The organism is Gardnerella pickettii (genome assembly GCF_029226345.1).
Lineage (GTDB): Bacteria > Actinomycetota > Actinomycetes > Actinomycetales > Bifidobacteriaceae > Bifidobacterium > Bifidobacterium piotii.
This window is the reverse complement of the sequence record NZ_JAKNCU010000001.1, coordinates 171528-194548: the sequence shown is the minus strand read 5'-3', so window position 1 is coordinate 194548 and position 23021 is coordinate 171528. Positions and strand designations below refer to the sequence as shown.

18 protein-coding genes and 2 tRNA genes are annotated in these 23021 nt (G+C 42.9%); 1 reads left to right on the top strand and 19 read right to left on the bottom strand.

The window, feature by feature from the left end; translation table 11 throughout:
* Nucleotides 1-37: 37 nt before the first annotated feature.
* The 3 genes from MAF46_RS00685 to xseA form a co-directional block, all read right to left on the bottom strand.
* Nucleotides 38-110 (bottom strand) — tRNA-Arg (locus MAF46_RS00685).
* A gap of 49 nt (nucleotides 111-159) precedes the next feature.
* On the bottom strand, nucleotides 160-468 hold the full coding sequence (locus MAF46_RS00680; protein ID WP_004130399.1) for an exodeoxyribonuclease VII small subunit: 309 nt from the start codon (nucleotides 466-468) through the stop codon (nucleotides 160-162).
* 82 nt (nucleotides 469-550) lie between these two features.
* Nucleotides 551-1912: an exodeoxyribonuclease VII large subunit gene (gene xseA / locus MAF46_RS00675; RefSeq protein WP_081090776.1), complete on the bottom strand. Its 1362-nt coding sequence runs from the start codon at nucleotides 1910-1912 to the stop codon at nucleotides 551-553.
* Nucleotides 1913-2036: 124 nt separating this feature from the next.
* Here xseA and MAF46_RS00670 point away from each other — a divergent pair.
* Nucleotides 2037-2110 (top strand) — tRNA-Lys (locus tag MAF46_RS00670).
* Nucleotides 2111-2448: 338 nt separating this feature from the next.
* Here MAF46_RS00670 and tuf read toward each other — a convergent pair.
* The 16 genes from tuf to mraZ all read right to left on the bottom strand — a co-directional run bounded on the left by tuf (nucleotide 2449) and on the right by mraZ (nucleotide 22999).
* Entirely contained in the window at nucleotides 2449-3648 is a 1200-nt protein-coding gene (gene tuf / locus MAF46_RS00665; RefSeq protein ID WP_004130138.1) for an elongation factor Tu, read from the bottom strand.
* 170 nt (nucleotides 3649-3818) lie between these two features.
* On the bottom strand, nucleotides 3819-5948 hold the full coding sequence (fusA, locus tag MAF46_RS00660) for an elongation factor G (protein WP_004130136.1): 2130 nt from the start codon (nucleotides 5946-5948) through the stop codon (nucleotides 3819-3821).
* A 42-nt stretch (nucleotides 5949-5990) separates the two neighbouring features.
* Nucleotides 5991-6461 (bottom strand): 30S ribosomal protein S7, encoded by a 471-nt coding sequence (rpsG, locus tag MAF46_RS00655; RefSeq protein WP_004127577.1) that lies wholly within the window; start codon nucleotides 6459-6461, stop codon nucleotides 5991-5993.
* Between the two features lie 3 nt (nucleotides 6462-6464).
* A complete protein-coding gene (gene rpsL / locus MAF46_RS00650) occupies nucleotides 6465-6836 on the bottom strand; it encodes a 30S ribosomal protein S12 (protein WP_003813881.1) in 372 nt (123 codons plus the stop codon).
* Nucleotides 6837-7109: 273 nt separating this feature from the next.
* The gene (locus MAF46_RS00645) at nucleotides 7110-8294 is read right to left on the bottom strand and encodes a cell division protein FtsQ/DivIB (protein WP_018619893.1); all 1185 of its coding nucleotides are present in this window, start codon (nucleotides 8292-8294) and stop codon (nucleotides 7110-7112) included.
* A gap of 116 nt (nucleotides 8295-8410) precedes the next feature.
* Nucleotides 8411-9919 carry a UDP-N-acetylmuramate--L-alanine ligase gene (murC, locus tag MAF46_RS00640; RefSeq protein ID WP_060785572.1) on the bottom strand — a complete coding sequence of 503 codons (1509 nt, stop codon included), beginning with the start codon at nucleotides 9917-9919 and terminating at the stop codon, nucleotides 8411-8413.
* Between the two features lie 2 nt (nucleotides 9920-9921).
* Nucleotides 9922-11130 carry a UDP-N-acetylglucosamine--N-acetylmuramyl-(pentapeptide) pyrophosphoryl-undecaprenol N-acetylglucosamine transferase gene (locus tag MAF46_RS00635; RefSeq protein ID WP_060785592.1) on the bottom strand — a complete coding sequence of 403 codons (1209 nt, stop codon included), beginning with the start codon at nucleotides 11128-11130 and terminating at the stop codon, nucleotides 9922-9924.
* Nucleotides 11131-11335: 205 nt separating this feature from the next.
* The gene (locus MAF46_RS00630) at nucleotides 11336-12733 is read right to left on the bottom strand and encodes an FtsW/RodA/SpoVE family cell cycle protein (RefSeq protein WP_060785573.1); all 1398 of its coding nucleotides are present in this window, start codon (nucleotides 12731-12733) and stop codon (nucleotides 11336-11338) included.
* A complete protein-coding gene (gene murD, locus MAF46_RS00625; RefSeq protein ID WP_060785574.1) occupies nucleotides 12726-14294 on the bottom strand; it encodes a UDP-N-acetylmuramoyl-L-alanine--D-glutamate ligase in 1569 nt (522 codons plus the stop codon). Before murD ends, MAF46_RS00630 begins: the two co-directional genes overlap by 8 nt.
* A 9-nt stretch (nucleotides 14295-14303) precedes the next feature.
* A complete protein-coding gene (gene mraY / locus MAF46_RS00620) occupies nucleotides 14304-15407 on the bottom strand; it encodes a phospho-N-acetylmuramoyl-pentapeptide-transferase (RefSeq protein WP_004130121.1) in 1104 nt (367 codons plus the stop codon).
* Complete coding sequence (locus MAF46_RS00615; RefSeq protein WP_081090777.1) at nucleotides 15404-17221, bottom strand: UDP-N-acetylmuramoyl-tripeptide--D-alanyl-D-alanine ligase; 1818 nt, start codon at nucleotides 17219-17221, stop codon at nucleotides 15404-15406. Before MAF46_RS00615 ends, mraY begins: the two co-directional genes overlap by 4 nt.
* A gap of 23 nt (nucleotides 17222-17244) precedes the next feature.
* Nucleotides 17245-18426, bottom strand: coding sequence for a hypothetical protein (locus MAF46_RS00610; RefSeq protein ID WP_060785575.1), 1182 nt, complete (start codon nucleotides 18424-18426; stop codon nucleotides 17245-17247).
* A gap of 28 nt (nucleotides 18427-18454) precedes the next feature.
* Nucleotides 18455-20509: a peptidoglycan D,D-transpeptidase FtsI family protein gene (locus tag MAF46_RS00605; protein ID WP_060785576.1), complete on the bottom strand. Its 2055-nt coding sequence runs from the start codon at nucleotides 20507-20509 to the stop codon at nucleotides 18455-18457.
* Nucleotides 20509-21153 (bottom strand): hypothetical protein, encoded by a 645-nt coding sequence (locus tag MAF46_RS00600; RefSeq protein WP_016831782.1) that lies wholly within the window; start codon nucleotides 21151-21153, stop codon nucleotides 20509-20511. Before MAF46_RS00600 ends, MAF46_RS00605 begins: the two co-directional genes overlap by 1 nt.
* Nucleotides 21153-22223 carry a 16S rRNA (cytosine(1402)-N(4))-methyltransferase RsmH gene (gene rsmH / locus MAF46_RS00595; RefSeq protein WP_060785577.1) on the bottom strand — a complete coding sequence of 357 codons (1071 nt, stop codon included), beginning with the start codon at nucleotides 22221-22223 and terminating at the stop codon, nucleotides 21153-21155. The genes MAF46_RS00600 and rsmH overlap by 1 nt, the downstream gene beginning before the upstream one ends.
* On the bottom strand, nucleotides 22220-22999 hold the full coding sequence (mraZ, locus tag MAF46_RS00590) for a division/cell wall cluster transcriptional repressor MraZ (protein WP_016831785.1): 780 nt from the start codon (nucleotides 22997-22999) through the stop codon (nucleotides 22220-22222). The genes rsmH and mraZ overlap by 4 nt, the downstream gene beginning before the upstream one ends.
* Between the last annotated feature and the right edge of the window lie 22 nt (nucleotides 23000-23021).

Here is a 23021-nt window from a genome sequence, read left to right as displayed (position 1 = left end):
ATACAGCACACAACCAAATATAGCTATACACAAAAAGTGCCCCGAATCAGAATCGAACTGACGACACCCACTTTAGGAGAGTGGTGCTCTATCCACTGAGCTACCGAGGCAACAAATGGCAATTATACACTATAGCGTGGTTTACACGCTATAACATGCTCAAGATTCAAGATTTGATTGCGTTCCAGCCGTCGCAGCTGTAGCCGACTGCTCTGCCTGAGCCGCATCAAGCTTAGCGCGAACAGATGCAAGCAAGCCCTGCGCACGCTTTGCTAGCGCTTCTCCAAGCTCCCATTGATGCATAGACTGATCCAAAGTCAAACCGCCAGCCTCAAGCGCTTTAACAGCTTGCACAAGCTTTTCGCGCGCTTCTTCGTAAGGCATTGCGTTAATCGCAGCTCGCTCTTCGCTGCTAAGCGTGCTAATCGCGTCAGCTTTTGCACTTGCGTCTTTTATTTCGTCACTCATAATCATCCTTTTCTAATATTTTATTTAAGATTTTTATTTAAGATTTTGCGTTTTAGTTTTAAGACTTTATAACTTTACAACTTTACGACTTTTCTACAGACGTAACATTAGCCGTAATCAAGCCACTTTTAAGAGTAACTGTTATATTATCGCCAGTTTTTACACGACTAGAATCGTCAAGCACTTTCCCACCGCTAATCTGCACAACCGCGTAACCGCGATTAAGCGTTGATTGCGGACTAAGAGCCGTAATACTGGCATGTGCCTTTTCAACAGTCAAACTAGCATTGTCCAGCAACCGCACCAAACCATGCCTCATGCGTTCAACAGCCTGCTGCACAAACAACTCGTGCGGCTCCAGCATAGTGGTTGGCTGAGTAATACTTGGCCTATTCGCATATCCCTCAATAAGCTGAATCTCGTTGCTCACTCGCGCAGAAATCCTCATGCGCGCATGTTGCAAAGCGTTATCAATCAACTGCCATTGCTCGTTAACATCTGGAACAACGCGCTTTGCTGCATCTGTAGGCGTAGAAGCTCGCATATCTGCCGCCAAATCAATAAGCGTCCAATCGTCTTCGTGACCAATCGCAGAAACAATCGGAGTTACGCAAGCAGCCGTAGCGCGAACCACGCCTTCGTCCGAAAATCCAATCAAATCCTCAAAGCTGCCGCCACCGCGCGCAACAATAATCACATCAACCTCTGGATCGGCGTCTAGCTGCTTAATTGCCGCAATTACATCCGCTGGGCATTGCACACCCTGAACATGCGCGTGAACCACCTTAAAACGCGTTACAGGCCAGCGCAAATTTACGTTTGTAATAACATCTCCCTCGGCGCGAGCTTGAGGCGCACACACCAGCCCAATGCACTTTGGAAACTCAGGCAGCGGCACTTTATTTTCCACGTCAAACAAGCCTTCGCCTTTAAGCTTTTTGCGCAACTCGTCTATTTGCGCTTTTAAGTCGCCAGCGCCAACACGTCTAATTTCGTCTGCAACAAAGCTCAATCGTGTTGCTTTTACCCAAATATCTGCCTTGCCATGAACAACTACCCTATCGCCTTGATGCAAATCTTTAGCCTGCTGAACGAATTTGCTAAAGCCCATTATGGAGATTGAAACGTCTTCATTACTGTCTCTGAGTGTTATGTAGCCAGACGTAGACCTTCGCATGTTGATTTCAACAATCTGACCTTCTACCCAAGCCGCAGGCCACTTTTCTACAGCACCATGGAACTTTTGGCTTATAACGCTTACTGGCCAAGGATTTTCAGCACTTGTTTCGCTTGCGCGTAAAGGTAGCGTGCGCTGTGTAGTACTGCTTTGGCTATTGTAAACATTTTGACTAGCATTATTCTGGCTAACTTCATTTTGATTAACGTTGTTATTTTTAGAATCGCCAGAATCGTGGTTAAAAAGCGTCATATTTAGCAAAGGCATATACCAAGTTTCTTTTAGAAGATGGACAACAAGAATTTAGAAGATACACAAAATACGACACGCCGTAACTTGCAAATAAATCGATTCTGAGTATAGTTATTACTCGGCTCAAGAAAAAGCCAACGCCCCTTTAGCTCAGTTGGCTAGAGCAGCTGACTCTTAATCAGCGTGTCCAGGGTTCGAATCCCTGAGGGGGCACAAACAAAAACCCAAGCTTTGCGGCTTGGGTTTTTTCGTATTTAGATTTTTAATTACACAAATATGATTCATATATGATTTCTTCCAGTATTCCAACAAAAATCTGAATATTAGAGACGCTTTCTACATTTGCACAATAACGCTTAAAACACAAAAATAAACATTTTACGATGATTATAATAAAGATAAAATTCAAAGAACATAAAACGACACACAAAACGACACACAACGAGCTATGTGCAATTCTTCAATAGAAAATACAAAAGACCCCACGAGTTTCCTCATGGGGTCTTTTCTAAGCCTTAGCTAATATCTTCAGATTAGAAAATCAGAAAATACTAGGCAAGAATCTTGGTCACACGACCAGAGCCAACGGTACGGCCACCTTCACGAACTGCGAAGGTCAAGCCCTCTTCCATTGCAATAGCCTGGATCAACTCAACAGTGAAGGTTGCGTGATCGCCTGGCTGAACCATTTCGATGCCGTCTGGCAAGGTGATAACGCCAGTAACATCGGTGGTACGGAAGTAGAACTGTGGGCGGTAGTTGGAGAAGAATGGCGAGTGACGGCCACCTTCGTCCTTGGTCAAGACGTAAACTTCGCCTTCGAACTTGGTGTGTGGTGTCACAGAACCTGGAGCAGCCACAACCTGACCACGCTCAACGTCGGTACGGTTGATACCACGGAGAAGAAGACCAGTGTTATCGCCAGCCTCGGCCTCATCCATCTGCTTGTGGAAGGTCTCGATAGAGGTGACGGTGGTGGTCTGAGTATCGCGCAAACCAACAATCTCAACTGGGGTGTTGATTGGGAGCTTACCACGCTCAACACGACCGGTGACAACGGTACCACGACCGGAGATGGTGAACACATCTTCGATTGGCATCAAGAATGGCTTGTCAAGATCGTGAGTTGGGGTTGGGATGTACTCGTCAACAGCCTTCATGAGTTCCTTGACGGTCTCTACCCACTTGTCGTGGTCTGGAGCGTCATCATGCAAAGCGCCGTAAGCGGAAGTACGGATGACTGGGCAATCGCGATCGAAGCCGTTTTCGTCGAGGAGGTCACGAACCTCTTCTTCAACGAGGTCGATAAGCTCTTCGTCGTCAACCATATCGCACTTGTTCAAAGCAACAAGAATTTTTGGAACGCCGACCTGCTTAGCAAGCAAGACGTGTTCACGGGTCTGAGCCATTGGGCCGTCGGTAGCAGCAACCACGAGGATTGCGCCATCCATCTGAGCGGCACCAGTGATCATGTTCTTAACGTAATCAGCGTGGCCTGGAGCGTCCACGTGAGCATAGTGGCGTGCAGCCGTCTGATACTCGATGTGGGCGATGTTAATGGTAATGCCGCGCTCCTTCTCTTCTGGAGCGGCATCGATCTGATCGAAGTCATACTGAGGGTTCAGATCTGGATATTCGCCATGAAGCACCTTAGAAATAGCCGCGGTCAAGGTAGTCTTACCGTGATCAACGTGACCAATGGTACCAATGTTAACATGCGGCTTAGTACGCTCGTACTTTTCCTTTGCCATGTGTTTGTCCTCCTGGACGTCTCGTAGTTCGCTTCACACTCTTATGTGAAGCCTCTAGCTACATATTTACTGGGTTTCTGGGTTAGGTGCCACTTCGGTGCCAGAACCCAGTCAACGTACGAAATTCTAGCGTTGACTAGGGACACAAAACACCGAAGTAGCGTGCGCTTTTACTCGCCGCGCTGGGCTTTAATAATCTCGTCCGAAACGGCCTTTGGAACTTCCGCGTAAGAGTCCATTTGCATGGTGAACATTGCACGTCCCTGAGTCTTGGAACGAAGATCACCAATGTAGCCGAACATCTCACTCAGTGGAACCTTAGCGTCAATAACCTTAACGCCAGTAGCGTCGGTCATAGACTGAATGTTTCCACGACGGGAGTTCAAATCGCCCATAACGTCGCCCATGTACTCTTCTGGAGTACGAACTTCCACGGCCATAATTGGCTCGAGGATTACTGGGTGAGCCTTAGGAGCAGCTTCCTTGAAGCACATGGAACCTGCAATCTTGAAGGCCATTTCCGAAGAATCAACGTCGTGAGTCTGACCGTCGGTAACGGTTGCTTTAACGCCAACCACTGGGAAGCCAGCCAAAACGCCAGATTCCATAGCTTCCTGCACACCTGCGTCGATGGAAGGAATGAATTCCTTAGTAATGTGGCCACCAGTGACCTCGTTAACAAACTGATAGACTTCGCCAGATTCTGGATCGATTGGCTCGAAGTTCATCAAAACCTTTGCGAACTGACCAGAACCACCAGTCTGCTTCTTGTGGGTGTATTCCTGGTTCATAACAGCCTTGCGAATGGTTTCGCGATAAGCAACCTGTGGCTTACCAACATTCGCTTCAACCTTGAACTCGCGGCGCATACGATCCACAATAATGTCGAGCTGAAGCTCGCCCATACCAGAAATCAAAGTCTGACCAGATTCTTCGTCGGTCTTAACCTGGAAGGTAGGATCTTCGTCGGAAAGCTTAGCCAAGGCCAAGCTCATCTTTTCCTGATCTGCCTTCGTCTTTGGCTCCACAGCAACCTCGATAACAGGATCTGGGAATGTCATGGATTCCAAGGAAATTGGGCTCTTCTCGTCGCACAAGGTGTCACCCGTGCTAACGTTCTTCAAACCAACGAAGGTGTAAATGTTTCCAGCTTCTGCAGAATCTACAGGATTTTCCTTATCTGCGTGCATCTGGAAGATCTTACCAACGCGTTCCTTCTTGGACTTAGTGGAATCGTACACGGAATCGCCTGGCTTAACTTCGCCAGAGTACACGCGCACGAACACAAGCTTTCCATAGAATGGATGAGTGGAGATCTTAAAGACCAATGCAGCAAATGGATCTGTATTTACTGGCTTACGATCAATCTCAACGGATTCGTCGCTTGGATCAAAGCCCTTAATAGATGGAACATCTTCTGGGCTTGGAAGGAAGTCAACAACAGCATCCAGCATTGGCTGAACACCCTTATCCTTAAATGCAGAACCGCAAGTTACTGGGAAGGCTTCGCGAGCAATAGTAAGCTTGCGAATACCCATGCGAATCTCTTCTTCGGAAAGTTCTCCCGATTCAAGATACTTCTCGAGCAACTCTTCGTCGGCTTCTGCAACCTGATCCATAAGCTCGGCACGATATTCTTCTGCACGCTCTTGCAAGTCTGCAGGAATGTCAACGGTGTCGTAATGAGCACCCATATCGTCCTTAACGTCATTCCAAACGTAAGCCTTCATACGAATCAAGTCAACAACACCAAGGAAGTCGTTTTCAGCGCCGATTGGAAGCTGAATAACGAGTGGCTTAGCGCCAAGCTTTTCCTTAATGGTCTTAACAGAATAGTAGAAGTCTGCGCCCAACTTATCCATCTTGTTGATGAAGCAAATACGTGGAACGCTATACTTATCTGCCTGACGCCAAACGGTTTCGGACTGAGGCTCCACGCCTTCCTTACCGTCGAACACTGCAACAGCACCGTCGAGAACACGCAAAGAACGCTCTACCTCGGCGGTAAAGTCAACGTGTCCTGGTGTATCGATGATGTTGATTTGATAGCGGTCATCTGTGTCATGGGTTTGACGCTGCCAGAAGCAAGTGGTTGCAGCAGACTGAATAGTAATACCGCGTTCCTGCTCCTGCGCCATAAAGTCCATGGTAGAAGCGCCATCGTGAGTTTCACCAATCTTGTAATTCTTACCAGTGTAGTAAAGAATACGCTCGGTGGTAGTAGTCTTACCAGCATCGATGTGCGCCATGATGCCGATGTTACGAACCATATTAAGGTCGTTAAGCACATCTTGTGCCATATTATTATCCTTAGCTCTTTAAGATACCGATTATCTTGTGGATTACCAGCGATAGTGAGCAAAAGCCTTGTTTGCTTCTGCCATCTTGTGGGTATCCTCGCGGCGCTTTACAGAAGCACCCAAGCCATTGGAGGCATCGAGAATTTCGTTAGCTAAACGCTCAGCCATAGTCTTCTCACGACGAACGCGGGAGAAGTCTGTAAGCCAGCGCAACGACAAGGTGTTTGCACGAGCAGGCTTAACTTCGACTGGCACCTGGTAGGTTGCGCCACCAACGCGGCGGGAACGAACCTCGAGGCTTGGACGAATGTTATCGAGAGCGCGCTTCAAAACAGAAACTGGCTCCTGCTCGGTCTTTGCCTTCACCTGCTCAAGAGCGGTGTAGACGATGTTTTCTGCGATGGACTTCTTACCATCGAGAAGAATTTTGTTAATCAACTGAGCCACGACGGTCGAGCCGTAGATTGGATCAGGAAGCAGCTGATGCTTTTTTGCAGGTCCTTTACGTGACATGTTTTACTTCGCCTTCTTTGCTCCATACAGGGAACGACCCTGCTTGCGGTCCTTAACACCCTGGGTATCGAGAGCGCCACGCACGATGTGGTAACGCACACCTGGGAGATCCTTCACACGGCCACCGCGCACAAGCACAATGGAGTGCTCCTGCAAGTTGTGACCTTCGCCTGGAATATAGGCGGTTACTTCAATACCCGAGCTGAGGCGCACACGAGCAACCTTACGAAGCGCAGAGTTTGGCTTCTTAGGAGTGGTTGTGTACACACGAGTGCACACGCCACGACGCAACGGGCTACCTTTCAAGGCCAAAGTCTTTGACTTCTTAGGCTTGGCCTGACGTCCCTTACGGACGAGTTGTTCAATCGTAGGCAACTTAAGTTCTCCGATTCATTAATGTCTTCTATTTGGTGAAACCGCAGCACTGCAGCACACCTTAAACCTGAATCGGTTAAAGAGAAAAGCCACAGTCCACCGGCCCGATGGCCCTTGCACCTCCAGACGCACATTACTGCGCGCTATCTTTGGCACTTGGGATATCCCAACCAGCACGCCTATTACATAAGGCACACCGTTGGCACACACGAAGTACTATTATACACATTTGCTTGACAATTAAAAACCGCTTAAACAAGCTACTCAAGCAAACTACTTAAGAATCGGCCTTGCAGGAGCAGAAACATCCAAAAGCTGACGATTGCCAATTTTACTTGGATCGCTAATAATCGTTTCCACAATTGCCTTTTTAAGCTCCAAATCCGAAGAATCTCCCCAAACAACAATCCTATGAACTTCTCCGCTTGGGCCAGGGTAAGAAACCTCTGTTTCAACAGAATCCTGCGTTTTTGCACTAACACGAATAACGTGAGACCTAAAATCTTGAGAAAGCGAGCTTACAATTTTCAACGCTTCCTTAACAGCTCTACTGTTTAGACTTTTACTAACGTCGCTAACTTCTATAACTGGTATTCCGCTAGTAGAGACGTTTTGAACAGCGTTTAAGACTCTACCTTTAACATCTACAGCTGTAAGTTTTTCGCCATCTTTTGCTTTAAGCATTGCAGCAGGCTTTTGCGCACGAACAGTTATTTGCAAACCGTGCGGAAATTGCTTTACAACCTTTGTTTCTGTTACGCCAGGTATGTTATTTAATTGCTCAATTATTTGTTGAGAAGAAACTAAAAACAGTGACTTATCTACCTGATTAGACGCAATTAACTCAATTTTCTGTTCACTCACCCATTCGTTAGAACCAAAAATGCGTATATTTTTAGAATCAAGACGGAAGAATGGAGATAAAAATAGCATCCAGCAAAGCAAAGCGATTAGCGCAACAGCAAGAAAAGTGTAAGCAAATCGCAACAAAAAGGTACGTATTTTAGCAAAATTCTTTTCTTTTTCGCGAGCGCTAAAATCTATTACTTTAGGTCTAGATGTAATTCCAAGAGGACCAGAACTAGACTTTAACGTTTGCTTTACAAAATCAACTACGGAAAGTCTTCTTGCATCTACAAAAGCATTTTTAGAAGATTGATTTTCTAACGAGCTACTCGTAGTCGCTTTTTTGCTATTAGATAAATCATTTTTAGCTAATCTTGTAGAATTTTGTGAGTTTAGATTGGATTGAATTGACCTTTTATGCGCATCAAGATTAGAAGACTTAGAAAAATTAGTAGACTTAGTGAAATTATCAGTCGCAGCAAAGGTATCGCTTGTAGCAAAAGTGGATGTAATAGACCTAGTATGCTTAATAGAGCTAGCAGATTCATTAGTATTATTAGGCTCATTGGATTCATCATTGCTGGCAGACTTGCCAAAAATCATTCGACCCATAGCTATCACTCACCTACTTCCACTTGCATCTATACGCGACTTTATTTACTACTTTATTTGCGACTTTACAGATTGCTTATTATCGCTTGTTTGCCGACTATTATTGCCCATTTAGCTTATCGCTTTAAGCGCAACTCTTCTAGCATAACAGACGTCATAGTGGTAATGCTTCCAGCACCAACCGTAAAAAGTACATCTCCACTATTAGCTCGGCGAGCAAGAAGCAAAGCACCATCCTTCATGTCTTCTACAGCTTCAATATTGCAATTAAGCGCACATTCTTTAGCTGCGTTAACAATAGTCGAAGCGTGAATATTTGGAAAATCTTCTTGCTTTTCTCGAGCTGGGAAAATGCCTGTAACAATAACATCGTTTGCAAGAGATAAAGCAGAAGCAAATTCGCGCGCAAAAGAGCGCGTTCTAGAAAACAGATGTGGCTGGAAAAGCACGCGAATCGTAGAATCTGGATACCTTCTTCTTGCAGCGCGCAAAAGAGCGTCGATTTCTGTAGGATGATGCGCGTAATCGTCTACAACCGTTACTCCGCCAACGCATCCGCGAATGTCAAATCTTCTAGAAGCACCAAGGAAGCTCGAAGCTCCATTTGCAGCATCTTTAGGATTCATGCCCAAAAGTGTTGCGGCAATAATCGCAGCACACGCGTTTCTAGCATTATGCAAACCTGGAATCATAAGATTAACGCTTATAGAATCGCCGCCAAAGTCAATAGCAAACGACTCACTACCACTACCCGTCTGCTCGCTTTCGTGATTAATAAACGCAAACTTTACAAGGCTTTTTACTCTATTACTTAAGCAAGAAACACTATTCTTGCTACTTGCGTATGCGATTGTTTTTTTAAGAGAATCATCGCTTAAATCCTCTAGAACAGCGCGAGCGCCATCATCGTCTGCACAAATCACAATATGCCCAAGAGCGTGGCTTAAATGCTCAACAAACGCTGCGCGATAATTTTGCGCATTTCCATAATGGTCTAGGTGGTCCGCTTCTACGTTTGTAACAATTGCAATATATGGATTGTATTTTTCAAAGCTGCCGTCGGATTCGTCCGCCTCCGCAACCATAACGCTTCCGCGCCCAGCATGACCTCCGTCTAATTCTCCGCCGCCCTGCGCTTGAATCGAACCGCCAATCGCATAACTCGGGTCTGCTAAATCGCCTTTACCGCAAACTTTCAAAATGTGAGCCAAAAGAGAGCTTGTTGTAGTCTTACCATGCGCTCCCGCAACAGTCACACCTTTTTTAGAACTTAAAAGTAAAGATAAAATGTCACTTCTATGAACAAGTTTTACGCCATTTTGCGCAGCCGCCACTACTTCTGGATTATTTGGCTTAATCGCGCTAGAGTACACAAGAATATCTGCATTTTTTACATGGCTTGCACTTTGACCAATTTGCACATTTATGCCGAGTTCTTCTAAGCGACTTGTGTGGTCGCTTTCTTTACTATCGCATCCGCTTACGCTAACGCCTTCTTCGTGCAACATCTCTGCTAAAACGCTCATTCCAGCGCCGCCAATGCCAATAAAATGCACAGAACCTAAAGAATTTACAGTCTGATCTTTACTAAAAGCAGCACAAATAGGATTCATATTAATTTCCATGATTATTTTTTGCTTTCTTTTGCAATCTTAAGAATATGCTCTGCCATTACTCTTGCAGCATTACGAATGCCGTATTTCCAAGCCTTTTCGCGCATCTTGCAAAGCTCGTCTGGGTTATTAAGCAATTTCAACACGTTAGCGCGAATCCAATCATCGCTAAAATCGCAATCGTTTACAATAATCGCTCCTCCTGCGTTTGCAACAGGCTGCGCGTTAAATCGCTGTTCGCCGTTTCCAATTGGAAGCGGCACGTAGATTGCAGGAACGCCAATCGCCGAAACTTCTGCAACAGTGCCTGCTCCCGATCTGCAAATCACCAAGTCAGCGCAAGCAAAAGCCCAATCAATTCGCTCTAAATATTCGCAAATATGGTAATCACCAAGTCCTGCATGCTCTGGCTTAATGTCGTTTATTTGATTAAGACCAGCCGAACGCTCAACATTATCTTTAACTTCTTTAGATTTTCCGCTACCCGTAAGATGAATGATTTGCGCGCATTTGAGTAAATCGCCAGCAGCAATAGATACAGCTTCGTTAATGCTTTTAGCACCCAAAGACCCGCCAGTTACAAGAATAATCGGCCTGCTAGGATCTAGTCCAAGATTTTTAGCGCCTTCAAATCTAGCTAAATCAATGTCTTGAGTAATCTTTGCACATAAATCCGATATGGATTTTCTAAGAGGAAGACCAACTCTTATAGCTTTGCTATTCGACGCCGCCTTTGCGACTAAACCAGTGCCATCGTAAACGCACCCAATCATGCTTGCCCAACGCGCGCCAAGCTTATTTGCCATTCCAGCGCGCGCATTTTGCTCATGAATCACAATAGGCAAATGCATTCTATGCGCTTGTGCATAAACTGGAGCAGACGCGTAACCGCCAAATCCAACAACAATATTCGCATGCCTTTGCTCAAGAATCTTAGCAACCTTGCGCGTTTCGCGAATCCACTTAAAAGGAAACTTAAGCATGTACAAATTAGGTTTTCTAGGGAATGGAACTTTTTCAATAACGTCTAATGGCAGCCCAGCTTTAGGAACTAGCGTTTTTTCTAAACCAGCATTAGTGCCAATAACACTGATTTCTACCGACTCATCTAAATCTTTTAATGCATGCGCTACAGAAAGAAGAGGATTAACGTGACCAGCAGTGCCCCCGCCTGCTAGAACAACATGCAAAGAATTGCTATCTTTATATTGATCTTGCGCCAATTCGCCACCTACAATCTGCTTATTTAATAATCCCAATCAGAAATCCCAATCAGAACTAATCTACTTAAAACTTTAATATATGACTTAACAATTAAATATAAATTAAACAAAATTTTTACGAAAAGCGGATTTTATAATTTTATAATACTTTCCCAATTTTGATTGACACTTGTTTTTGATTAACACTTGTTTATTATTGAGCTGATTAATCACCACTTTGCTGCCGCGATTTTGCACGCTTTAATGACCATTTATTCCCAAATTTTATGTTCGGATTGCTCTTAATAAAACTATCCGCAACACCCATTGCAAGAAGACACATAACAAGAGAAGATCCACCTGCGGAAACAAATGGCATAGGAACGCCCATAACTGGCAAAATCTGAACAACAACCAAAATGTTTATTAGTCCTTGGCCAACAATCCAAGTAGCAATGCTAATAAGAGATATTGAAACAAGCTTATTTGTTGATTGCAAAGCAGAAGTTAGCAAGCACCATCCAATTACAATGTAAAGAAGGATTACGCAAGAAGCAACAATAAAGCCCATCTCTTCGCCAATGATTGCAAAAATAAAATCGTTGTGAGCATACGGCAAATAATTCCACTTTTCTCTAGAATTACCTATACCAACTCCCATTATTCCACCAGACGCCATTGCGTATTGCGCATGAATCGACTGAAAACAAACGCCTCTAATCGACTTTGCGTCGCATCCATGAATCGTAGCAAGAATACGACGCATACGATTTTGGCTAGTCACAACAAGCAATAAAACCGCTGCACAAGCCGTTAGAAGGGCCACAACAAGCCATTTTGTAGGGAATCCTCCCACATAAAATGCCACAACAGCAATAAGCAAAATAATAAGAGCTGTACCAAGATCCTTGCCTGCAACAACTAAAAGAACAGAAACACCCAAAGCTACAACTGTTGGAATATATGCGCGCATAGCAACACGCTTATAAGCCTTTTTTGCAAGAATAAGTGCCATTGGTAGCCAAATACATATAGCAAGTTTGGTGATTTCCGCTGGTTGCATTGTAAGCGGGCCTATTTTAATCCAGCTAGCATTACCATTAACCTCGTGCCTAATACCTGGAACAAAAGTCAAAAATTGCATAAAAACCGATATTGCGTAAATGGTAATAATCCTGCTTTTATAAAAATCAACAGGAAGATGTGAAAAAATCAAATATCCAACAAGACCAATAATGCAATAAAACAGCTGGCTCATTCCAGAACCCCAAGGGCCAGCTCCGTAAGTAATCCTCGTTACCGACGAGCTTGAAAACACCATGAATAAGCCAAAAACGGTTAATATTACAACAGATATTCTTAGTCCAAAAAGACACCACAATGGGTTAAAAATACTGCGAATACCAACGTATTGCTTAAAAGCCTTTGTATTATCACTAAATGTTTCTTGAACACCCGAAATATTAGTAGATGAATCTGCCTTAGTTCCAGAAGATTTACTACTAAAAGATCTACTACCAAAAGATCTGCCACCAAAACCGCCAAAAATGCCAAAACCGCGCTTTTTAAGCTTTTTAGGATTTCTAGAACTTGATGAGCTAGCTTTTTTATTGTTCTCATTCATGGCTCTTAACCCATCGCTCAGATTCTTTAGCAAAACGATTGCCACGATCTGCGTAAGAAACAAATTGATCCATAGAAGCGCATGCTGGTGCCAGAAGAACAACATCTCCAGGCTGCGCGTACCCTCCAGCAGCTTGAACAGCTGTAGAAATAACTTTTTGACCCAAAGTAGAATCCGCGCTAAGAACTGGCGACTTTTCAACCTCTTTAAGAACGCGATCATCTACAGAATCAAAAGATTCGCAACTTTCGCCATTCGCAGAAACTATTGTTACAGGAATACCTTGACCTTTAGAATTAAGCGCTTCTACAATCGGCTTTTGATCTAGCCCAATAACAACAACAGCCTTAATAATACTACGATTTTGATTAACTAAATCTTCAAAATGGCCACCTTTTGCAAGACCTCCAGCAATCAAAATTACGGATTTTTTGCCGAAACTAGAAATAGAGGCTGCAGCAGCATGAGCATTAGTAGCTTTTGAATCATCAACAAAACGAATCGCGTGTTCTGGAAGATTATCTTTAGCATTTAACGTTGCAACAGTTTGAATCCTATGCCCTCCTGGAGCAAAGTTGCACAATGCTTTAACTGCATTTTCAACGTCTTGTTTTAAGCCAAGAGTTAGAGCTAGTGCAGTTAGTGCGTCTGCAAGAAGATGAGGATACACGCTTCCATCTGGCTCGCATAAGTGTTTTAGTTCTTTTAGCGCTACTATTTTAACTGGCTCGCTAATTTTTGCGCCAGCAACGCCACTTTTGTCTACAATCCAACCATTTTCAACGCCTATTTCTCCGCATTTTGGCGCGCTGAGCGTAAAACCGATTTTTTTACAACCATCTTTGACTTGTGCAACTTTTGCTAATTCGCTAACTCGTGAATCTTGAGCATTATACACAAGCGCTTTTTTAACGCCATTAAAAACTTTCGACTTATCTTTTGCGTAAGCTTCAATGCCACCGTGCCAATCCAAATGGTCAGCCGCAATATTAGTAATCGCAGCGCAATCCAACTCTAAGGAATTAGTAAAATGAAGTTGAAAAGAGCTTAATTCAACACATAACGCGTCGTGTTCTTTTTCTAGCGCAGCGTAAGAAACAGACTTGCCAATGTTTCCAACTGCAGGAGCATCTAGACCGCAAGCTGTAAGCATATCGGAAGTCATCTCTGTTGTAGATGTTTTTCCATTTGTTCCAGTAATTCCAATCCATGCAGCTGGAAGATTAGTTTTAAGCGACTTTACGCGCACAAGCCACGCAAGCTCCACTTCGCTGATGACTGGAATATTGCGCTTTTGAGCCTCTAGAATAAAAGGCGTTCTAGGGTTAAAAACTGGCGATGTTATAACAGCATCAATCGTGTTCCAATCGATTTTAGAAAAATCGCGGATTTGCGCTTCTTCCTTACGCTCGTCTGCGCTAATCGCATTAGCGCCAACAGTTTTAAGCACTTCCATGGCTCCTATGCCAGAAACACCTAATCCTGCTACAAGAACGTTATGGAATGGGAATTCATTGTGCAAAGAGAACTCCTTGCACAAATCATTTGCAACATTGCTCATATAATCACCTTAAATCAACAGTCCAGAACGACCTGCCCAATCCGCATAGAACGTCATCAATGCAGACAGAACAAACATAAGCTCAATCATCCAAAAACGAACAACAACTTTGCCTTCTGCCCATCCAACAAGCTCAAAATGATGGTGGATTGGCGCCATTTTAAATACACGCTTATGCGTCATCTTAAAGCAACCAACTTGAATCACATCGCTGCAAGTTTCTACAACAAAAAGTCCGCCTAAAATAACAGCCAAAAACTCTGTGTGAGTAGCAATGGAAAGCGCAGCAAAAAGACCACCTAAAGCCAAGGAACCAGTGTCTCCCATAAACACTTGAGCAGGATTTGAGTTGTACCACAAGAATCCAAAGCAAGCAACGGCAGCACAAACAGAAATAATTGTTAAATCAAGCGGATCCGATACAGCATAAGAGAATCCAAAATGACCGCCGCCTTTAACGTGGTAACTTTCCCAAAAAGCTATAAGCGCATATCCTGCAAAAGCAATCATAGAAGATCCAGCAGCAAGACCGTCTAACCCATCTGTAAGATTTACAGCATTAGACCATGCAGCCATTAAAAAGTTTACCCAAACAATAAAAATTACAATTCCTATTGCTTTGCCAAACATAGAAAAATCAAAGAATGGCTTTTCTATAAAACTCATGCCAGGCTGCGCACTTGCAATGCCCGACTGAGTTGGAAGCATAAGAGCCAAAAGCGCATAAATGCTTGCAAAAATAATCTGACCGAATAACTTTGCTCGCACAGAAAGGCCAAGATTCTGCTTTTTTCTAACCTTTGCAAAATCATCAACAAAACCTAAAAAGCCCATTGAAAGCATTGCAAAAAGAACAAGAACTGCAGACCAAGAAGGCGTTCTGCCAACAGAAAAATACCTGTATAAAGCAGATGCAGCCCAGCCAACTACAACAGCAAGATTAATAACAACACCGCCCATTGTAGGAGTGCCACGCTTAACTAAATGGGATTGCGGGCCGTCTTGGCGAATGTATTGTCCGTAATTTAATCGGTGTACTAAGCGGATTAAAAGCGGCGTGCCAACAATAGTTACTATTAGCGAAACCACTATTCCCACAATAAGCGCAATCACAGGTTAACCTCCGTATTTTTGTTAAGGCTAGTGTTAAGGCTCTTACTAAGTTTAGCCCAGCTTTCAGCCAAAACGCTCAGCCCCGAAGCATGAGACCCCTTTAACAACACAACAGTACTAGAATGCTCAGCCACAAGACTCCAAACAATATTATTCGCCTCAACGCAATCATGAACAAAATACACGTTGTGTTTAGAATCAACATTGTCATTTTGATACTTATTTACACTGTTATTTCTGTTATTTCGCCAATTATCTCTAGCACCTTTAGCTACGCAAGAAGCTAATTCATCTAATTTTTCACTCGTGGAAGATCCAACGGAAATTATTGCGTCAATATTCTTTTGTGCAACATATTTTCCTATAGACTCATGCATATTATATTCGTCTTTTCCAAGTTCCAACATTGAGCCTAAAACAGCGATTCTAAAAAGTTTAGTGTATACACGCTTAGAGGAATCAGCAGAGTCTACAGAACCAGAAGAATCATCGGACTCATAAGAGCATAATCCGTCAATTCCTGCTTTCATAGAGTCTGGATTTGCATTAAATGAATCGTCAATAAGTGTAAACTTTTTATCATCTTTGCAAATAACAGAAATTTGCATGCGATGCGGGCTAATATGCGAAACTTTATTCAAAACTAGAGCAATGTTTTTAAGACTCATTCCAAAATATCGTGCAACATTTGATGCAGCAAGAGCATTCATAACATTGTGCGCGCCAGGAAGCGCAAGATGTAGTGTTGCACTATTTTCACTAGTCGCGATGTTTACACCAGTCGCACTATTTTCGCTAGTCGCGATTTTTTCGCTTTCGATAATCGTAAATTTTGCACAACCACTTTCGTCTAAAGAAATATCTTGCGCTCGTAATTGATAATTACAATTATTCGATGCATCAAAATTGCCATTATTATCAGCATTTAAGCCAAACCAGCGAACTTTATCTTGATCAGCCAGCTTGCTCATAGCTGCAACGCGAAAATCATCTGCATTCAAAATTGCAACACCATGAGGTAAAAGTCCCCTAACAATCTCACTCTTAGCTTGCGCAATTTTTTCTACAGATCCAAATTCACCCAAATGAGCAACACCAACTTTTAATACAACCGATAAATCAGGAGGCGCAATAGTTGTGAGCATTGCGATTTCTCCAACATGATTTGCACCCATCTCCGCAATAAGGAATCGCGTATTCTCGTTTACACGCAAAGACGTTAATGGCAATCCAATCTCGTTATTAAAAGACCCAACGGGCGCAACTGTATTGCCAAGCGTTGAAAGCAAAGCATTAAGCATATCTTTTGTGGTAGTTTTTCCAACGGAACCAGTTATGCCAATAATGCTAAATGGCGTATTTAACGCGCGGCGGCGAACTAAATTATGTTTTGCTAAAAGCCCAAGCGCTTCAACCGAATTTTTAACAACTATTTGCGCAATCTTGTTTTGCACACTTTCATCTAGCAAAACAGCATGTTCCACAATCGCAGCTTTGGCTCCAAGTTGAGCTGCTTTTTGAACAAAATCGTGTCCGTCTACTCGCTCGCCCTTTATAGCAATAAATACCGCTCCGCAAGCAACGTTACGCGAATCACTTGTAGCGAAATTAACAATATCGGTGCCTTTTACAGAATCGCAAGACGCCGAATCGCAAGATGCAGACGAACCACATAAAAGCTCGCTTGCATTAACAGCATCTGCTACCTCTTTAATGCTCATAGGCATCATATGAGTGCTATCTTGCGTAAAAACAGTGTTTGTAATTTTATTTTGCTTGCTATTTTGCTTGCTATTTTGCTCTATTGAAAACATTTTCTGCTCTTAAATATTGGTTTCTATTTTAGTTCGTGAGATACTCGCAACGCGCTCTTAATTGTTCCTCTTCTAACACCAGCAGCAAGAACCATTGCGATTGAAAGAGAAAGATGTTTACTAACACTTTTGCCGCCGATTTGATCTGCTAATGCAGCTAACTCATCGGATTCCCTAGAACGCATTACACAATAAGATCTTTCGTGACTTATAAATCCATACCTTTGTTGCAAATTATAAAAACTCATTACAGGGCGCACAGATTTTGTGCTTGATTTGTCAATCTTGGAATCGTTCTTGTAATCAATCTTAGAATCATCTTTTTTATTACTATATATAAGTGATTCCGATGATTCTTTAGACTTAGAGTCATGCGAATCTTGCGAATCTTCTGAATTAGCATCCACTCTAGATTTGGCTTCTAATGTGCCGCTTGCTTGCGACTTATCTTTTGAATTTGCCAAACTTGAATCATATGCCAAATCGCCACCACTGTGTTCAATAGCTTGCGAACTGGAATCTGACTTATACAAATCAAGACTTCCTGCCATTGCGAGCGCATTATTGCTTTCAACTCCAAGAACATCAATGTTTACAGATTGCAAAGCGTCTTTTTTAAGAGTTGCAGAATTTAGCGCTATAACAACAGCTGCAGCACCATCTTCTACGCATACCGACAAATTGTGCTGAATGTCCACTATTCCAAGCGGATATTCTAAATCCAGTTCTCGCTGAAGAGAATTAGACCCTGCAGCGCTTATAACACCAATTGGGTTGCCAAGCATATGAAGAAAATCAGCTAATCGTATAACATTTGCATAGACTTCGTCATCATCGTCGCCAGCAACCGCAAAAGTCGCTATAAAAGAAGATGGATCATTATTAACATCGCAAGCAAGTTTACCCAAAGTTACTGGATTGTTGGAAGAAACTAAAAGTGGAATACCAACGCTCATAGCTTCGGACCTAAACTCTGGAGTAACCATTGCTGCATATGCTCCAGCATCTCTAGCAGCTTCCAATTGTCTTTTATCTACGCGATTTGCAGGAATAAAAAGACACCCAGGCTTAACATTCCTAACATCACACGCTAAAGACGTAATTGTTATTCCAGAAGCAAAAGATGGTATTACTTCAAAACCGTATTGTTGTGCAGCAAAACCAAGAGTTACTCTTGTTCTAGAAAATTCATCAACAGCATTCATACTCGCACTCGCCCTCGCTCGCTATCTATTACCATTGTACAGCAATAGGATTGGTGCGAGGCGTCGATACTGGAACGTTGTACTTTTGCATTAGGAACTCGCCTATTGTTTTTATAATAGGCGCCGCAGTATAAACACCGAATGTACCTTCTGGATTGCTTAATGCTACAGTTATTGCAAAACGTGGATTATCTACAGGCAATATTGCTGCGCAATCTGCAACTGTAGAGCTAAGCGCTCCGCCAAATCCAGCAACTTCTGCAGTACCACTCTTTGCAGCAATTCGATATCCATTAACAGATATGTAGCTACCGTAATATTCTGCAGTGGACTCCATAGCGTTTAACATTTGATCAGCAACGTGCTCATCCAACACCCTAGTGCCTTCTGGCCTTTTGCGCTCAGTAACTCTGCCTTGAGGATCAATTACAGACCTGATAATCGATTGCTTAAGTCTTACGCCTTTATTTGCGATTGTTGATATAGCATTAGTGATTTGCAAAGCGTTTGTTGCATAACCCTGGCCAAACAAAACAGTGTTTTGCTTACGACCATCCCACGCTTGCACACTCGGGAACAAACCTTGAGATTCTCCTTGCAAGCCTAATCCAGTATATTGTCCAATTCCAAACTTAGACAAAAACTCATAACGCTTGTTATTTGGATATTTTTCGCCAGCCATAATCAATCCAACGTTAGAAGATTCCTTCAAAATGCCTGCCAAAGTGAGTCTCATAACACCATGATTATGAGCGTCGTGGAAAAGCTGACCTTGCTTATCAATGCTTCCTGGAACAGCAAACTTATCTGATAACGAGCGCGCGCCCGTCTGAAGCATGCCTGCAACTGAGAAAACTTTACCAATGGAGCCTGGCTCAAACACTTGGCTAACAGCTTTAGAAACAGATGCTCTAGCTTCGGCAGAACCAGCTTTAATACTATCGCTATCTTCTAGAGCAACGATTTCTCCAGTGCGAATATCTTGAACAACAGCAACGCCCCATCCAGCTTTATACCTGTTAATGCCATCTAGAAGAACCTTCTTAACGTACCAATCTACATCGCTATCAATGGTTAGCTTTATGTCATTACCATTTACAGCATCTTTATATTCGCTTACCGTTCCAGGAATTTTTTCATTTCCAACGTTATTTCCCTGGTATTTTTGATAACCATCTTTACCAGTTAGAACCTTATCTTGAGAAAGCTCTAGTCCAGATTCGCCAATTTCTCCTCTTCTGCCCTTTGCTTCCTTGCGAGCGCTTTCTTCAGCGTCTTTAACGGAACCGATTAAAGCACCAAGAATAGGGCCACTCGAGTATACGCGTTCGCTACTGTTTTCTGCATAAACACAACCAGAAAGATTAAGCTTGTCTATTGCGCGCTTAACAGAAGGCTTAACATTTCTTTTAATAACAGCGTAACGTCCTACGCCTGCAATCTTGCCGCCTATTTCAACAGAACTCATATGCAAAATAGGAGCCAAAAGACGCGCCACAGCAACAGCGCCAGTTCCTTCAACATCTTTGCCATTAATTGCATGACAATTCCCAGCAGTTTGCTTTGTGCAAGGAGTTGGCTTAAAAGACTGAGCGTTCATAGGGTCTGCGATTATGTTGTATCTTTCAACGCTTTGAGCTAAAACGGTACCGTTTGCGTCTAAAATACGACCTCTACGAGCGAGTATTGGACGAGTTCTGCTACGTTCTGCCTGCGCCGCCTGAGCAGTAGAACGTGCATTGATTAACTGTATAAAGCTAAGCTTTACTATTGCTATAGACGCAATAAACGCGAATATCATTGCAACAGCAATACACTTTTTTGCAAAAACCGTGTTTCGTATAACGCTAGTTTGAGCGCCATAACGTGCATTAGCTCCAGAAGAAGCATAACCAGAACCAGAACGCGCGGCATTACTGCCGTATGATCTGTACAACTTACTCGTATTGAATCTGCTCTTGCTGATTTTGCTCACTCTGCTTGTAGTAGAGCGCAACTTTTTACCAGCAAGTTTGGCATAATACAATACTGTTTTCATTTTGCCTGAGTATTTGGCGAAACGTTGCTTGATTAGGCGGTTCATCAATGTTTCTCCTTATTTTTTTGTTCTGGCTGTTGTTTAGTTTGTTGTTTAGTTTTATCTGGTTTAGTTTTATCTGGTTTAGTTTGTTGTTGTTTAAGTTTTTGCTTTGCTTGCTCTGGCTTAGCTTTTTGAGCTTCAATCGCAGCTTGTTCTGCCTTCTTTTTGTTTGCATAAGCACTTAAATCAACTGTTATTGCTCCCTGTTGTGGAATCATTCCCATATCTTGTGCTTTTGCTGGAAGATCCGCTTCTAGCGCATCTAACTTTGTTTGCGCAGTTTCCACATCTTGACGAAGCCTAGAGATACTTGATTGAGTGGCAGCTTGTTCAAAAGATATCTCCGCCATTTTTGTTCGCAACAACAAAGACGTAGTAGGCGTAACAAAAAGGAAAATAACAACAATAATCAAGTTGAAAAGAGGAGCTTTACGAGTGTTACTCCACTCTATAACTCTATGTAAGTGATTCATTACTGTGTAAGACCTACGGTCAGAGGCACTAAACACTAATGGAATCGACTTTAAAACACGATTTTGCCTTGAATTATTACCAGCTGCTTTATCATTTACTCGCCCAGCAGGAGCAGATGAACTTGCATAAGACGCAGCAATCCTAGAAGCACGGTTTTTACTTGGCTTATCCATTAGAACCTGCCTCCTTTGCTGTTATTTACACCATTCGCTTTAGAAGAAGAACGATGCAAAGACGCATCTTCTCCTTGAGCAATAGCTGTAAAGTCTTTAATCCACCTATCTGGAATATCTCTAATAAGCTCCACTGCGCGTAAGCGAACAGAAGAAGACCTTGTATTATTTGCAATTTCTTCTTTAGATGCTTTAATAGCTCCGCGAGTTAAAGACTTAAAGAAAGGTTTTGCACTTTGCGGAATAATTGGCATATTTGCTGGAACATCTACTTCTAAGCCTTTATTCATAAAACGCTTAACCGTAATATCTTCCAAAGAATGATAAGACTCAACAACAATTCTGCCGCCGTTATTTAAGCGCAAAGCAAGCTTTGGTAAAGTCCTAGAAAGCTTATCCAGCTCTCCATTAACTTCGATTCTAAGAGCCTGAAAAACTCGTTTAGCTGGATTTCCTGGAGCACGATGAGCACGCGGAATAACATGATCCACTAAATCAACAAGTTGACCAGATGTTTTTATTGGATTCTCTTGTCTAACTTGCACTATATTTCTTGCGATTGGCCCAGAAAAACGTTCTTGACCATACTCACGGAATATTTGAGCAAGACTGGATGCACTATAAGTAGCAAGAATGGTTTCAGCAGTAACACTTTGAGTTGTATCCATACGCATATCTAAGACTGTGTTATGAGAATAAGAAAATCCTCTATCTTCCTCGTCTATTTGCAAACTAGAAAGACCCAAGTCCATAAACGCTGCGTCAATCTTATCGATTTCTAAATCTTCAAGAACTTTGTCAACTTCATCAAATGCAGCATGCACTGGAATAAAACGATTCTCTAAGCCTTCATCGCGCATTCTTCGTGTAGCTAATTCAAGAGCTTCACTATCTCTATCTATACCTACAAGCGTTGCAAATGGAGCAGCTTTAAGAAAAGCCGTTGCATGACCAGCAAGTCCAAGAGTGCAATCAACAACAATAGAATCTTTTTGATCCAATGCTGGAGAAACAAGATTTACACAGTCTTCCAACAGTACTGGCGCATGAATTGTAGATAAATCTTTCATTGTGCCACCGCCGGAAGAACATCATTTGCAATATCTGCATAATCTTGCTCTTTATCTGCAAGATAATTGTTCCAAGCAGATTTGTTCCATATTTCTGCGCGAGTTCCAACACCAATTACAACAATCTCATCTCCAAGATTTGCATAATCCCTTAGCATTGGAGGCACTACTATACGACCTTGCTTATCTGGCTCCTGATCAACAGCACCAGAAAGGAAGACTCTAAGGTAGTCTCTTGCAGACTTATTACTCATAGATGTGAGCTGAATCTGAGTTGTAATACGCTCAAACTCTTGCATTGGAAGAACATAAACGCATCGCTCTTGTCCGCGAGCCATAACAAAACCATCACCCAACTGGGATCTGAATTTTGCTGGTAAAGCCACACGACCCTTTGCATCTATTTTTGGAGAATAAGTTCCAAGAAGTATCGGATTCTTTACGTGATTATTCGCCTGACTTTGCAAATTATTAGCACCAAAAACCGCGTCTTGAGGCAAAGGAGTGGATGTAAAAGCCGAAGACGTAGGTTGAGGCTGCATAACAGGCTGCATAACAGGCATTTGAGGCACTTGCTGCGCTTGATACATTTGCGGCATTTGCGGCATCACATAATAAGGCTGAGCGTACGCTTGAGAATTTTGCATTGGCATATGCGCATCTTGAGCATTAGCTTGAGTCGTATTTTGAGAATCATAACCAGATGGATTTTGAGCATGCTTGAAGGAGGAATTGGCTTTATCTTGCGCATTTGCGCCAGCATTGTTACTAGCCATAAATCCATCTCCTTTTCAACAT

Bases quoted from the DNA above. Each gene is read 5' to 3' on its own strand.
- MAF46_RS00605 (WP_060785576.1), bottom strand. From the start codon at position 20,509: ATGAACCGCCTAATCAAGCAACGTTTCGCCAAATACTCAGGCAAAATG.
- MAF46_RS00610 (WP_060785575.1), bottom strand. From the start codon at position 18,426: ATGAATGCTGTTGATGAATTTTCTAGAACAAGAGTAACTCTTGGTTTT.
- tuf (WP_004130138.1), bottom strand. From the start codon at position 3,648: ATGGCAAAGGAAAAGTACGAGCGTACTAAGCCGCATGTTAACATTGGT.
- MAF46_RS00630 (WP_060785573.1), bottom strand. From the start codon at position 12,733: ATGAATGAGAACAATAAAAAAGCTAGCTCATCAAGTTCTAGAAATCCT.
- MAF46_RS00615 (WP_081090777.1), bottom strand. From the start codon at position 17,221: ATGTTTTCAATAGAGCAAAATAGCAAGCAAAATAGCAAGCAAAATAAA.
- fusA (WP_004130136.1), bottom strand. From the start codon at position 5,948: ATGGCACAAGATGTGCTTAACGACCTTAATATGGTTCGTAACATCGGC.
- mraZ (WP_016831785.1), bottom strand. From the start codon at position 22,999: ATGGCTAGTAACAATGCTGGCGCAAATGCGCAAGATAAAGCCAATTCC.
- xseA (WP_081090776.1), bottom strand. From the start codon at position 1,912: ATGCCTTTGCTAAATATGACGCTTTTTAACCACGATTCTGGCGATTCT.
- MAF46_RS00600 (WP_016831782.1), bottom strand. From the start codon at position 21,153: ATGGATAAGCCAAGTAAAAACCGTGCTTCTAGGATTGCTGCGTCTTAT.
- rsmH (WP_060785577.1), bottom strand. From the start codon at position 22,223: ATGAAAGATTTATCTACAATTCATGCGCCAGTACTGTTGGAAGACTGT.
- MAF46_RS00680 (WP_004130399.1), bottom strand. From the start codon at position 468: ATGAGTGACGAAATAAAAGACGCAAGTGCAAAAGCTGACGCGATTAGC.
- MAF46_RS00645 (WP_018619893.1), bottom strand. From the start codon at position 8,294: ATGGGTCGAATGATTTTTGGCAAGTCTGCCAGCAATGATGAATCCAAT.
- murC (WP_060785572.1), bottom strand. From the start codon at position 9,919: ATGGAAATTAATATGAATCCTATTTGTGCTGCTTTTAGTAAAGATCAG.
- rpsG (WP_004127577.1), bottom strand. From the start codon at position 6,461: ATGTCACGTAAAGGACCTGCAAAAAAGCATCAGCTGCTTCCTGATCCA.
- murD (WP_060785574.1), bottom strand. From the start codon at position 14,294: ATGAGCAATGTTGCAAATGATTTGTGCAAGGAGTTCTCTTTGCACAAT.